This window comes from Rhodanobacter sp. TND4EL1, assembly GCF_054061035.1.
Genome location: NZ_JBSSDT010000004.1, coordinates 184,451 through 196,808, shown reverse-complemented (window position 1 = coordinate 196,808; position 12,358 = coordinate 184,451). Strand labels below are relative to the sequence as shown.

Annotated in this window: 11 protein-coding genes; all 11 read left to right on the top strand. The window is 66.5% G+C overall.

Translation table 11 applies throughout. The annotated features are described in order from the left end of the window. Window positions 1-90 precede the first annotated feature (90 nt). The 11 genes from ACVWWQ_RS14670 to ACVWWQ_RS14620 all read left to right on the top strand — a co-directional run bounded on the left by ACVWWQ_RS14670 (window position 91) and on the right by ACVWWQ_RS14620 (window position 12,358). Window positions 91-3,714, top strand: a complete 3,624-nt coding sequence (locus ACVWWQ_RS14670; protein ID WP_133951771.1) for an ESPR-type extended signal peptide-containing protein — start codon at window positions 91-93, stop codon at window positions 3,712-3,714. A gap of 173 nt (window positions 3,715-3,887) precedes the next feature. Beyond that, on the top strand, window positions 3,888-5,621 hold the full coding sequence (gene gspE / locus ACVWWQ_RS14665) for a type II secretion system ATPase GspE (protein ID WP_133951769.1): 1,734 nt from the start codon (window positions 3,888-3,890) through the stop codon (window positions 5,619-5,621). A gap of 1 nt (window position 5,622) precedes the next feature. Then, a complete protein-coding gene (gene gspF, locus ACVWWQ_RS14660) occupies window positions 5,623-6,840 on the top strand; it encodes a type II secretion system inner membrane protein GspF (protein ID WP_133951767.1) in 1,218 nt (405 codons plus the stop codon). A 125-nt stretch (window positions 6,841-6,965) separates the two neighbouring features. After that, a complete protein-coding gene (gene gspG / locus ACVWWQ_RS14655; protein WP_099654568.1) occupies window positions 6,966-7,385 on the top strand; it encodes a type II secretion system major pseudopilin GspG in 420 nt (139 codons plus the stop codon). A gap of 74 nt (window positions 7,386-7,459) precedes the next feature. Then, a complete protein-coding gene (locus ACVWWQ_RS14650) occupies window positions 7,460-7,930 on the top strand; it encodes a GspH/FimT family pseudopilin (protein ID WP_457383459.1) in 471 nt (156 codons plus the stop codon). Further along, window positions 7,927-8,349 (top strand): prepilin-type N-terminal cleavage/methylation domain-containing protein, encoded by a 423-nt coding sequence (locus ACVWWQ_RS14645; RefSeq protein ID WP_099654444.1) that lies wholly within the window; start codon window positions 7,927-7,929, stop codon window positions 8,347-8,349. The genes ACVWWQ_RS14650 and ACVWWQ_RS14645 overlap by 4 nt, the downstream gene beginning before the upstream one ends. Next, a complete protein-coding gene (locus ACVWWQ_RS14640; protein WP_099654443.1) occupies window positions 8,346-8,999 on the top strand; it encodes a prepilin-type N-terminal cleavage/methylation domain-containing protein in 654 nt (217 codons plus the stop codon). The genes ACVWWQ_RS14645 and ACVWWQ_RS14640 overlap by 4 nt, the downstream gene beginning before the upstream one ends. Next, the gene (locus ACVWWQ_RS14635) at window positions 8,996-9,865 is read left to right on the top strand and encodes a type II secretion system protein GspK (protein WP_133951765.1); all 870 of its coding nucleotides are present in this window, start codon (window positions 8,996-8,998) and stop codon (window positions 9,863-9,865) included. Before ACVWWQ_RS14640 ends, ACVWWQ_RS14635 begins: the two co-directional genes overlap by 4 nt. Continuing rightward, window positions 9,862-11,031: a PilN domain-containing protein gene (locus ACVWWQ_RS14630; protein WP_133951763.1), complete on the top strand. Its 1,170-nt coding sequence runs from the start codon at window positions 9,862-9,864 to the stop codon at window positions 11,029-11,031. Before ACVWWQ_RS14635 ends, ACVWWQ_RS14630 begins: the two co-directional genes overlap by 4 nt. Beyond that, a complete protein-coding gene (gspM, locus tag ACVWWQ_RS14625) occupies window positions 11,028-11,675 on the top strand; it encodes a type II secretion system protein GspM (RefSeq protein WP_133951761.1) in 648 nt (215 codons plus the stop codon). Before ACVWWQ_RS14630 ends, gspM begins: the two co-directional genes overlap by 4 nt. Next, window positions 11,672-12,358 carry a general secretion pathway protein GspN gene (locus ACVWWQ_RS14620; protein ID WP_133951759.1) on the top strand — a complete coding sequence of 229 codons (687 nt, stop codon included), beginning with the start codon at window positions 11,672-11,674 and terminating at the stop codon, window positions 12,356-12,358. Before gspM ends, ACVWWQ_RS14620 begins: the two co-directional genes overlap by 4 nt.

Below are 12,358 nucleotides of genomic sequence, written 5' to 3'. Positions count from 1 at the left end.
TCCGAATTTTGCGCACCAGCGGCCGGCCATCGGGCAAGTCGCAGCTGGTGTCATCCACAGATTTACATGTCATAACCGTCGAGGTGTTGCATGAACAAGATTTACAGAAAGGTATGGAGCCGCACGTTGGGCGCCATGGTTGTTGTCTCCGAACTGGCTTCGAAGCGCGGCAAGTCGGGATCCGTCGGACTGGTTTGCGGTGCGGTGGCGCTGGTGGGTGCGCTGGCCATGGTTCCGGTCGGCACGGCATCGGCACAAAGCGCAGCCGCCATGTGCCAGCTGGACGTGGGCGCGTCAGCTGCAGTTTCCGGTGATGACGCCTTCGTCTGCGGCCCGGATGCCTCTGCAACCGGTGATCGTGCGACGGCGGTGGGCACCCTCAGCTTCGCTGCCGCCGACGACAGCGTGGCTTTTGGCGCCAACGCTCTGGCGCTCGGCGCGGGATCTTCCGCCACGGGCAGTGGCAGCTTCGCGATCGGTCAGGAGAGCTCGGCGTTCGGCTTCCAGTCCGACGCCGAGGGTGACTACAGCACGGCGCTGGGTGCGGGCAGCGTGGCGTTTGGCGAAGGCTCCACCACGGTAGGCTGGGGCAGCAACGCACTGGGCATGTTCTCCGTGGCCAGTGGTTACGGAGCGGTCGCCGCTGGTGACAACAGCGTGGCCAGCGGTGCCAACGCGATGGCCGACGGTATCGGCAGCGTGGCGACCGGCAGCGGCAGTCATGCGGCAGCGGACAACAGCTCGGCGTATGGCAACGGTGCGCAGGCCATCGGCGGCAACAGTTCGGCCTACGGTGCCGGGGCGACCGCCACGGGTGCCGACAGCGTGGCGATCGGCGGCCTGGCCTCCAACATCCTGACCGGCACCACCGGTTCGGCGACGGCCGGTGATGGCGGTACAGCGATCGGCGCCAGTTCGATTGCCAGTGGTCTGGCTGCTTCCGCGGTGGGCATCGGTGCGCAGGCCGACGGCAGTGAGTCCACGGCCCTGGGCGCGCTGGCGTATGCCGCGAGCACTTACGCGACGGCGGTCGGTGCCGAATCGGCCGCGATCGGCGCCAACTCCACCGCCATGGGTTCCACGACGCAGGCGATCGGTATCGAATCGCTGGCGCTCGGCTATGCATCCGTTGCCGCGAATGACGGCAGTACCGCGGTGGGCAGCAGAAGTTCGTCGGCGGGACTCCTGGCTACAAGCGTGGGCTATGCGGCCGCCGCCGATGGTGACTTCTCCACCGCGTTGGGTGTGGGCGCTTCCGCCACGGGCGTGAGCAGCGTGGCGTTGGGCGACAGCAGCGTGGCTGACCGCGACAATACGGTTTCGGTGGGCAGCGCCGGCTCCGAGCGTCAGATCACCAACGTCGCGGACGGTACCCAGGCGACCGATGCGGTGAACAAGGGTCAGCTCGATGCGTTGGCCAGCAGCACGAGTGCGGTCACGCATCTCTTTGGCGCTGACGGCGCCACCGATGGCAGCGAAGACGCGGTGGCATCCGGTGTTCATTCGGTGGCCTCGGGTGCTCTCAGCACGGCGGCGGGCGATGAGAGCGTGGCGACGGGTTACAACACGTTGGCGCTTGGCATGCAGTCGGCAGCGGTAGGTTCGAGCAGCTTCGCGATCGGTCAGGAGAGCTCGGCGTTCGGCTTCCAGTCCGACGCCGAGGGTGACTACAGCACGGCGCTGGGTGCGGGCAGCGTGGCGTTTGGCGAAGGCTCCACCACGGTAGGCTGGGGCAGCAACGCACTGGGCATGTTCTCCGTGGCCAGTGGTTACGGAGCGGTCGCCGCTGGTGACAACAGCGTGGCCAGCGGTGCCAATGCGATGGCCGACGGTATCGGCAGCGTGGCGACCGGCAGCGGCAGTCATGCGGCAGCGGACAACAGCTCGGCGTATGGCAACGGTGCGCAGGCCATCGGCGGCAACAGTTCGGCCTACGGTGCCGGGGCGACCGCCACGGGTGCCGACAGCGTGGCGATCGGCGGCCTGGCCTCCAACATCCTGACCGGCACCACCGGCTCGGCGACGGCCGGTGATGGCGGTACCGCGATCGGCGCCAGTTCAATTGCCAGTGGTCTGGCTGCTTCCGCGGTGGGCATCGGTGCGCAGGCGGACGGCAGTGAGTCCACGGCCCTGGGCGCCCTGGCGTACGCCGCCGCTGACTATGCCACCTCGGTCGGTGCCGAATCTGCGGCAACCGGCGCCCAATCCGTTGCCTTGGGCTTTGGCTCGGCGGCTTCGCAGATAGCTACCGTGGCCGTGGGTGTGCAGAGCGTTGCTGCCGGCTTGGGCGCGACGGCGACTGGCTACGGAGCAGCGGCCAACGGAGACTTCTCGCTGGCCAATGGCGCATTTGCAGCGGCCGATGGTGCCAGCAGCGTGGCAGTCGGTGAAAGCAGCTCCGCCAGCGGTGATGAAAGCGTGGCGCTGGGTGGCAGCGCGGCGGGTGGCAACTTCGTCACCGAGGCCTCGGGCATGGGGGCCACGGCAGTGGGCGCAGGTGCGTATGCGACGGCCGATTACGCCGCGGCGTTCGGCTGGCTCGCGGGTTCGGATGCTGTCAACGGCACGGCGCTGGGCGCCGGTGCCTGGGTGAAGGCAGCGGCCGACAACTCCGTGGCGCTGGGTGCGCAGTCGCTGGCGGATCGGGCCAATACGGTCTCGGTGGGAAGCGCCGGCTTCGAACGTCAGATCACCAACGTAGCGGACGGCACCCAAGCGACCGATGCGGTCAATCTGGGGCAGTTGCAGGCCATGGGGTCACAGGTTGCCCAGACCGGCTCGGACGTGAGTGCCAACACGGCGGCCATCGCCACCAACACCGCTGCCATCAGCTCGCTGGACGGTCGGGTCGGCACGATCGAGGGTCAGCTTGGTGCCCTCCAGCAGAGCACCATCCAGCTGGGCGCCATCGGGATCGACACTGCGGGTGACGGTAGCGACGATGCATCGGTTGCGGCGGGTTCGCACGGTGTGGCGATTGGTGCGAACGCAAAAGTCGGTGGCGATCACGGCACGGCAATCGGTGGCGACAGCTACGCCGCGGGGCCGAACGACACGGCGATTGGCGGCAACGCGAAGGTCAATGCTGATGGCAGCACGGCGGTAGGTGCCAACACCACCATTGATGCGGCGGCGACCAACGCGGTGGCCATTGGCGAAGGGGCATCGGTAACCGCCTCGGGGGCCGTGGCACTGGGTCAGGGCTCGGTGGCCGACCGCGCCAACACGGTGTCGGTGGGCACGGCGACCAACAATCGCCAGATCGCGAACGTGGCAGCCGGTAGCCAGGCGACGGATGCGGCCAACTTCGGCCAGGTGCAGCAGGCCCTCGTCACCGCCAAGGATTACAGCGACGCCACGGCGCAGCAGACCTTGCAGACAGCCAATGCCTATACTGACCAGAAGTTCGCCAACATTGCGAGCACCGCGGATGTGAATTCACTGCGCAACGAAACGAACACCCGCTTCCGCGCCGTCGACAAACGTGTGAATCAGGTCGGCGCGATGGGTACGGCGATGTCACAGATGGCGTTCAGCACGCAGGGCATCAACACGCCCAACCGCGTCGGCGTGGGCGTGGGCGGCTACGGCGGGGAGGCTGCGTTGTCGGTCGGCTACTCGCGCCAGTTGTCGCCGAAGGCCAATCTGACGTTCGGTGCCGCGGTCAGCGGCAACGAGGCTTCCGGTGGCGTGGGTGTCGGCTTCGGCTGGTAATTCCAGCGTTTGATCCAGGCCAGGCCGGCGCCGCGGGGCGCCGGCCTTTTTCTTGATGCCGGCAAGCGTGAAGCGCGTGCTCGCATGTTGCCCGCGGGATGTGATAACTATGTCGTTTACCGATTCGCTGCAGGGGGCGTTGACGGTTTCTCGTGCATTGAGTGGGGTGGAAAATGTCGGCAGCGATTGAGCCGGCGGTCAACGGGTTGGGTATCGCCGTGAATGATCGCGAGGCGGAAGTCTGCGCGTGGCTGGTGGCTCGCGGACGCCTCAAGGAAGGCGACCTGGTGCGCGCGCGCCGACTGCATGAGGAGTCGACCGAGGGCACGCTGACCACGCTGATGGCTCGTCTCGGGCTGGTTTCGGAGCGTGATCTTGCCGAGGGCTGGGCCGACCTGCTGAAGGTGCCGCTGCTGTCGGCGCGCGATGCGCCGGAACTGCCGCCGACCGATCTCGAGCTGTCCCTGCGCTTTCTCAAGCAGCAGCACGTGGTGCCGGTGCAGGATGAGGTGCACGGACTGGCGTTGATCGTGGCCGATCCGGCTGACCCGTATCCGCGGCAGGCGGTCGAACTCGCTGCCGGGCGACCGGTGGCGCTGCGCGTGGGCCTGCGTTCGGAAATCGACGGCCTGATCGAACGTTATTACGGCAGTGGCCGCTCGGCGATGGGCACGATCGTGGAAAACCTCGATGGCAGCGCGGCGGAGGAGGACGACGTCGAGCATCTGCGCGACCTGGCTTCCGAGGCGCCGGTCATCCGCCTGGTCAACCTGATTCTTCAGCGCGCGGTGGAACAACGCGCGTCGGACGTGCACATCGAGCCGTTCGAAAACCGCCTGAAGGTGCGCTATCGCATCGACGGCGTCTTGCACGAAGTCGAAGCGCCGCCTTCCTCTTCCACCGCGGCGGTGATCTCGCGCGTGAAGATCATGGCGCGGCTGAACATCGCCGAGCGGCGCCTGCCGCAGGATGGTCGCATTCAGCTTCGCGTGCAGGGAAAGGAACTCGATCTGCGCGTATCCACCGTGCCGACCAGCTTCGGCGAATCGGTGGTGATGCGCATTCTCGACCGCGAATCGGTGGTGTTTGATTTCGAATCTCTGGGTTTCACTGACAGTTTCAAGCAGCGCTTTGTCGACGTGCTGCAAAAGCCGCACGGCATCCTGCTGGTCACCGGGCCAACCGGTTCGGGCAAGACCACCACGCTGTACACCGCGTTGTCGCAGATCAATACCAACGACGTGAAGATCATCACCGTCGAGGATCCGGTCGAATACCAGCTTGAGGGCATCAACCAGATCCAGGTCAAGCCGCAGATCGGTCTGGATTTCTCCGGCGCGCTGCGCTCGATCATGCGCCAGGATCCGGACGTGATCATGATCGGCGAAATGCGCGATCTGGAAACCTGCCGAATCGCGATCCAGTCCGCGTTGACCGGTCACCTGGTGTTGTCCACGCTGCATACCAACAGCGCCGCCGGTGGCGTCACGCGCCTGCTCGACATGGGCGTGGAGGACTACCTGCTCGGCTCCACCATCAACGGCATCCTGGCGCAGAGACTGGTGCGTCGGCTGGACCCGGAAACCGCGATTGCGTACGAGGCGCTGCCCGAAGTGATCGCGCAGTTCGAGCTGGAAAAGTACACCGACGAACGTCCGATCCGCCTGTGGAAACCCGGTACCAGCGCGGCCAACCCCAGCGGCTATCGCGGCCGTCGCGCGATCATGGAATTCCTGACCATGAGTGACCCGCTGCGCCGACTGGTGATGCAGCGGGCCAACGAAGGCGAGATCGAGAAGCAGGCGCGTGCCGAAGGCATGCGCACCATGTACGAAGACGGCATCGCCAAGGCGGTAGCCGGCGTGACCACGCTGGAAGAGGTTCTGCGCGTGACGCAGGACGGCTGACGTGGCGCAATTCCATTACAAGGCGGTCAGCTCGGACGGCGAGACGTTGCAAGGTCAGATGGAGGCGGCCAGCGTCGAGGAAGTGATCGGACGCCTGCAGGACCAGGGGCATACGCCGCTGGAGGCCCAGCCCGCCCATGGCGCAGCCGGTGGCAGCGGCATGGCGGGATGGTTCAAGCGCGGTCCGTTCAGCGGTGATCAGCTGGCCCAGTTCACCCATCAGCTGGCGACCCTGCTCGGTGCGGGTCAGCCACTGGATCGTGCGCTCGGCATCCTGCTTGACCTGCCCGAGGGCGAGCACGCCAAGAAGCTGGTCGAACGCGTGCGTGATCGCGTACGCGGCGGCAATACCCTGTCCTCGGCGCTGGACGAAGAACACGGCGTGTTTCCCAAGCTCTACGTCAGCCTGGTCCGTGCGGGCGAAGCCGGCGGCTCACTGGAGGAAACCCTGCGCCGGCTGGCCGATTACCTCGAGCGTGCGCAGGCGATGCGCGGCAGCATCATCAATGCGCTGATCTACCCCGCGTTCCTGATGGTCGGCGTGCTCGGTTCGCTGGTGCTGCTGCTGGCTTACGTGGTGCCGCAGTTCGTGCCGATCTTCGAAGACATGCAGGTGCCGATCCCGTGGATCACCGAGGCGGTACTGGTGGTCGGCAACACGCTGCAGGCGTGGTGGTGGCTGATCCTGCTGGTGCTGGGCGGTGGCATCTTTTTCTGGCGCGCGCGCCTGCGCGACCCGGTCGCGCGGCGGGCCTGGCATACCCGGCTGCTGCATCTGCGCCTGGTTGGCCCGTTGCTGCTGAAAGTGGAGACCGCACGGATCGCCCGCACGCTGGGCACGCTGTTGAAGAACGGCGTGCCACTGTTGAGTGCGCTGACGATTGCGCGCCAGGTCACTGGCAACCTTGCGCTGGATACCGCGCTGGCTGCGGCGCACGAACAGGTCAAGGGCGGCGCTGGTCTCAGCCTGGCATTGAGCCAGTCGAAACTGTTTCCGCGGCTGGCGATGCAGATGGTGCAGGTGGGCGAGGAAGCCGGTCAGCTCGACACCATGCTGCTGAAAGTCGCCGACACCTTTGAACTCGAATCCAAGCGCGCGATCGATCGTTTGCTGGCGGCACTGGTGCCGGCATTGACCATCGTGATGACCGTGATGGTGGCGATCATCATGGCGGCGATCCTGCTGCCGCTGCTCAGCCTGACCAGCAATATTCAATGAACGTGGAGATGACGATGATGTTGATGCAGAAGCGGGGAACGGGCTACGGGAAACGGGCAGATGTGCGCGAGCCCGACGCACCGGTTCCGTGCAAGTCGGGATCGAGGCATCCGCATGCAGGACGATTGACCCGCTCGCCGCGCGCGCAGCGCGCCCGCGGCTTCACCCTGCTGGAAATGCTGGCGGTGATCGTCCTGATCGGCATCATCGGCGCGGTGGTGGTGACCCAGGTCGGCAAGAATGTCGACAAGGGCAAATACGGTGCCGGCAAATCGCAACTGATGACCTTGAGTCAGAAAATCGAGAACTACGCGCTGGACAACGGTACGCCGCCACAGCAACTCGACGGACTGGTGACCAAGCCGGCCAACGCACCGAATTGGCAAGGACCGTACGCCAAGGCGTCGGAGCTGAAGGACCCGTGGGGTCACGCGTTCGGTTACCAGTACCCCGGCAAGAACGGCAGTTTCGACCTGATCTTCTATGGTCAGGACGGCAAGCCTGGCGGTGACGGCTACAGCAAGGACGTGGGCAACTGGCAGTGAAATCGGGATTCGGGATGCGGGGATTCGGTCAGGCGCGCAAGCGCCGGTCCGGCTTCGCGAATCCTCCATCCCGAATCCGCAATCCCGGAAGCGCATCGCGCGCCACCGGCTTCACCCTGCTGGAAATGCTGGCGGTGATTCTGCTGATCGGCATCGCGGTGGCAGCCGTCTCGGTGTCGGTGACGCAGGGACTGGCCAGTGCGCGCGTGCGTGCCGCCAGCGGCGAACTGGCCGGCGCGCTGCGTGCCACCCGCGCGCAAGCCATCGTACGCGGCGAGGAGCAGCACTTCGACGTCAACACCCGCACCAACAGCTATGGCGGTGCGAAGCGGCAGGACGTGCTGTTGCCCAAGGGGTTGCGCGTCAGCATCACCAGCGCCAGGGAAGACCAGCCCGACGATCACACCGGGCGCATCCGCTTCTTTCCTGACGGCAGCTCCACCGGCGGGCGCATCACCCTGCACAGCGGCAGGCGCGAGTGGCACATCAACGTGTCGTGGCTGACCGGCGAAGTGCGCGTGGTGGATACGGTGGCGAAGCGATGAACGCCGGGCGGAAACAAGGCGGCTTCAGCCTGCTCGAGGTGATCGCCGCGATCATGTTGCTGGCGATCGCGTTCACGGCCTTGATGAAAGTGGCCGGTGCCTCGATCAGCCTGACCCACAACGCGGCGGAGTACAGCGAAGCGGCCATGCGCGCACGCAGCCTGCTCGACAGTGCCTTCGTGGGCGAGCCGGTCACGCCGGGAAGTCGTTCCGGCCGCTTTGATCCGCACTACCGCTGGCAGCTGAACGTGACGCCGTGGAGTACCGGTGGCCCGGTGATACCGGGTGCGCCGCTGCAGCTGTATCAGCTGGATCTGGCCGTGTCGTGGGGTCCCCAGGCGCAGCCCCGCACCCGCCATTTCCGTACGCTGCGACTGGGCGGTCCGCTGGCCTCGGGCCAGCCGCAGGCCGGTCCATGAGCCGCCAGGCCGGCTTCACCTTGCTGGAGGTACTCGCCTCGCTGGTGTTGCTGGCCTTGTTGCTGGTGGGCGTGTACTCGGGCATTCGCACTGCCACGCACAGCGTACGTTCCGGTACCGCGGCCATCGAGCGGATGGACCAGGTCCGTTCCGCCCAGCAGTTTCTGCGCCGTGAACTGGCACAGACGCTGACCCAGCCGATTGATCGGACGGATCACGGCGAGCCGATCTACTTCGTCGGCACTGCTCGCCAGATGCGCTACGTGGCACCGCTGCCCGGCTATCTGGGCAAGCTCGGCCCGCAATTGCAGCAATTGCAGCTGGTTGACGATGGCCACGGCGGCCAGCGGCTGGAATGGAGCCTGGCGCTACTGCCGCCCGATGGTCAGCCACCGCAGCCCCTGGGTGATCCCCAGGTCCTGGTTGACCATATTCGCAACGGCAGTTTCAGCTATCGCGGCATGGACCAGAAAGGTGCGGTGGTGGCGTGGTCACCTGAATGGGTCGACGGCCGCGTGTTGCCCCAACTGGTGCGGGTCGAGCTGCAGGTGGACGGCACGGTCGAATGGCCACGGCTGGACGTGCCGCTGCGAGTGAACTCCACGCCGGAAGGCCTGCGCATGAGCATTCGCGGAGGCAGCGTCCGATGATCCGCGCAGCGTCAGGCGGCCGTGGCAATCAACGCGGGGTGGCCTTGCTGCTGGTGCTGTGGGCGTGCACCTTGCTGGCCATTCTGCTTGGCGGTTATGCGGCACTGGCGCGCACCGAGGGTATCCAGGCGCGCTACCAGTTCGCCCAGACGCAGGCTCACTATGCGGCCGAGGCCGGACTGATGCGTGCCGCGTACGGTGTGCAAAGTCCGCAACCCAAGCAGCGCTGGCTTGCGGACGGGCGGCTGTACACGTTCCACTATGACGACGCGACGGTCGTGGTGCGCGCCATCGACGAAGGCGGCAAGGTGGATCTCAATGCCGCGTCGCCGGAGGTGTTGCTGGCGTTGTTCCAGGCGGCTGGCTTGCAGCCGCTGCCGGCCAAGGCGCTGGTCGATCACGTGATCGACTGGCGTTCCCTGCCCGGGGCGCCGGGTGAGGTCGCGAACGGAAAGAGTGATTACCTTGCCGCCGGAAGACATTACGGTCCGCGTCACGGTCCGTTTGCCAGTGTCGAAGAATTCCAGATGGTGCTTGGCGTGACCCCGTCACTGTATCGCTTGCTGGCACCGGCATTGACGATCTGGTCCGGGGCCGCCAGCCCCGACCCCAACACCGCACCGCCGCTGGCGTTGGCCGCGATACCGGGAATGACCCCGGAACAACGCCAGCAGATCACGGCTGCACGGCAGCAAAACGCGAACGATCCGCAGCTGGTTCTGGGCGGCGGAACAACGCATAGTATCCGGTCGGAGGCTACGCTGGCCGACGGCACGCGCGCGATCCTGCGCGCGACGATTCGCCTGCAGGCGGGGCAGGCGCAACCGTATGTCGTCTTGCGCTGGCAGGAAGGGGAGGCGGAATGAGTTCGGCAACGCAGTCAATGCGGCCGCTGGTCGATGGTGTACGCCGCAGCTGGCGGGCTTCGCCGTTGCCGGGCTTCCTGCGCTGGTGGGGCGGCGAGTTGCGCGCGTTGCTGCCGGTGCGCTGGCGCGGGGTGTTCCGCAGCGGCGCGGACTGGTACGTGCTGCAACCGTCCGCCACCACGTGGACCCTGCGTCACAGTGGCCAGCCGGGCCTGTTGGCGAGTTGGGCCGACGAAGGCCAGCCTGCCAGTGAAATGCCGGCGTTGCCGCCGATGGCGATGCGCGATGCATTGCACGGCGTTGATCGGGAGGATCTGCGCGTCGCCTTGCTGCTGGCACCCGCCCAGGTATTGCGTCGTACGCTCAGCCTGCCATCGGCGGCGCGCGACAACCTGGTCCAGGTGGCCGGCTTCGAGATGGATCGGCAAACCCCGTTCACGCTCGCGCAGGTGCATTACGCGGTACGCGAGCTGGCCACCACATCACCGGCTGGGCGCTTCAACGCCGAGCTGGTGGTAGTCACCCGCGACGTTCTTGATCCCCTGCTGGCAAGGCTACAGGCGCAGTCGATCAGCGTTGACGCAGCGGACGTGGCGCTCGGCGATGGTCGGCTTGGCGTGAACCTGCTGCCAGCGGAGCGGATTCCGCAGCATGTGCATCCCCGTCGTCGCCTCAACCTGTTACTGGCGGGGGCGTGCGTGCTGCTGCTGGTGTCGGTGCTGGGCGAGTGGGTGCACAACCGCCGCACGGCACTCGAACAGATGCGTGCGCAAGTCGAGGACATGCGCGGCGAAGCGCAGCAGGTGACGGCCTTGCGCCAGCAACTGCAGGACAATGCCGGCGCGGCGGGCTTCCTGGCTCAGCGCAAGAAAAACAGCGTGTCGATGTTGAGCGTACTCAACGACGTCACCACGCGATTGCCGGACAGCGCGTGGCTGGAACGCTTCAGCGTCGACAACGCCGGTCAGATCGGCTTCCAGGGACAAAGCCAGCAGGCCGTGAAATTGCTCGACGCGCTGAAGGATTCGCCACTCGTCACCGACGCCAGTTTCCAGGGCAGCATCCAGCCGGATCCGACCAGCGGCAAGGAACGTTTCTATCTCACTGCACGCATCAGGCAACCGAAGACGCCCGCGCCAGCGGCCCCTGCCGGAGGCATGCCATGAAGCTGGCTGCCATGAATCCGCGTGACAGTCGCATCGCGGCGGTGCTCCTCTTGTTGCTGGTGTTGCTGCTTGGTTACTTCGTGTTGCTGCACTGGTGGTTCGTCGCGCCGCTGCAGCGGATCCACGGCGAGATGGCGGACCTGCGCGATACACAGAGTCGCTACGCCGGTGCCATTGCCGAAAAGCCGGCGCTGCAGCAGCGCATCAGCGCGCTGGGTGCGGGCCAGGCAGCCAGCAGCGCCTTCCTGCCGGCGGATGATCCGAACACGGCCTCGGCCGACTTGATGCAGCGCGTGGTCGACGTGGTCGCCGCCCATGCGGGCAGCGGGCGTTGCACGGTGAGCCAGAAAATGCCGCTGCCCAGTCCGTCGCCGGCCGCTGGTGAGCCGTATCGCAAGGCGGCGGCGAGCATCAGCCTGAGTTGCGACATCGAGCCGCTGGCCGCGGTGATGCAGGCGCTGGAGCAGGGCACGCCGTATCTGTTCATCGACGACTTGAGCATCTACCGCAATCCGGTAGCGGCGCAGGAGGGTGGTTCGGTACCGCTGGAAGTGCAGTTCACCCTGTCCGGCTATGTGCGGCCCGCGCGCGTGCCGCCGGCATCGGCGGGTGCGCCGGTCGTTACCCCGGGAGACGCGCCATGAACGCCGCCAGTCAGCGCCGGCTGACGCCGTGGCTGCTAGCGTTGACGGTGTTGCTGGGTGCGTTGCTGCTGCTGCTGTTGTTCGGCATGGGTCGTGGCGTGCGCTGGGATCCACCGCGCGCGCACGCACCGCTGCCGTCGGCAGGCAATCCGGCCAACCTGCCGCAACCGATGCCGCTGCAGCAGTTTGCGGCGGTCTGGCAAAAGCCGTTGTTCTCACCTGATCGCAAGCCGACGACGTCCGCTGCCGATGGCGGCAGCAACCTCGGCGACCTGGCGCTGACCGGCGTCATTCTTACGCCTTCGCTGCACATGGCCTTGCTGCATGATCGCCAGAACGATCGTGAAGTCCGGTTGCGCGAAGGCGAGTCGCTGCCCGATGGCAGCGTGAAGCTGGTCGAAGTGCATCCGCGTTCGGCAATCTTCGATGCCGCCAGCGGGCGCACGGAATTGAAGTTGCCGGCGGGCGCGCCGATCGACCCGCTGCGGGGGGCATCCAGGGAGGCTGCCGCCGGCGGTGACGGTCCGGTGCGTACCGGACCGTCACCGCCGGCGATGCTCTCGCCGTCGCCCGTGCATGTGGACACCGACGGACCGCGCGAATCGCCGGCCGACCGGCTGCGCAAGACCATCCAGAAACGTCGGGCCGCACGCGCCGCCGCGGCCAACGAAGGAGTACGTTGA

Bases quoted from the DNA above. Each gene is read 5' to 3' on its own strand.
- ACVWWQ_RS14645 (WP_099654444.1), top strand. From the start codon at position 7,927: ATGAACGCCGGGCGGAAACAAGGCGGCTTCAGCCTGCTCGAGGTGATC.
- gspM (WP_133951761.1), top strand. From the start codon at position 11,028: ATGAAGCTGGCTGCCATGAATCCGCGTGACAGTCGCATCGCGGCGGTG.
- gspE (WP_133951769.1), top strand. From the start codon at position 3,888: ATGTCGGCAGCGATTGAGCCGGCGGTCAACGGGTTGGGTATCGCCGTG.
- ACVWWQ_RS14635 (WP_133951765.1), top strand. From the start codon at position 8,996: ATGATCCGCGCAGCGTCAGGCGGCCGTGGCAATCAACGCGGGGTGGCC.
- ACVWWQ_RS14620 (WP_133951759.1), top strand. From the start codon at position 11,672: ATGAACGCCGCCAGTCAGCGCCGGCTGACGCCGTGGCTGCTAGCGTTG.
- ACVWWQ_RS14640 (WP_099654443.1), top strand. From the start codon at position 8,346: ATGAGCCGCCAGGCCGGCTTCACCTTGCTGGAGGTACTCGCCTCGCTG.
- ACVWWQ_RS14630 (WP_133951763.1), top strand. From the start codon at position 9,862: ATGAGTTCGGCAACGCAGTCAATGCGGCCGCTGGTCGATGGTGTACGC.
- ACVWWQ_RS14670 (WP_133951771.1), top strand. From the start codon at position 91: ATGAACAAGATTTACAGAAAGGTATGGAGCCGCACGTTGGGCGCCATG.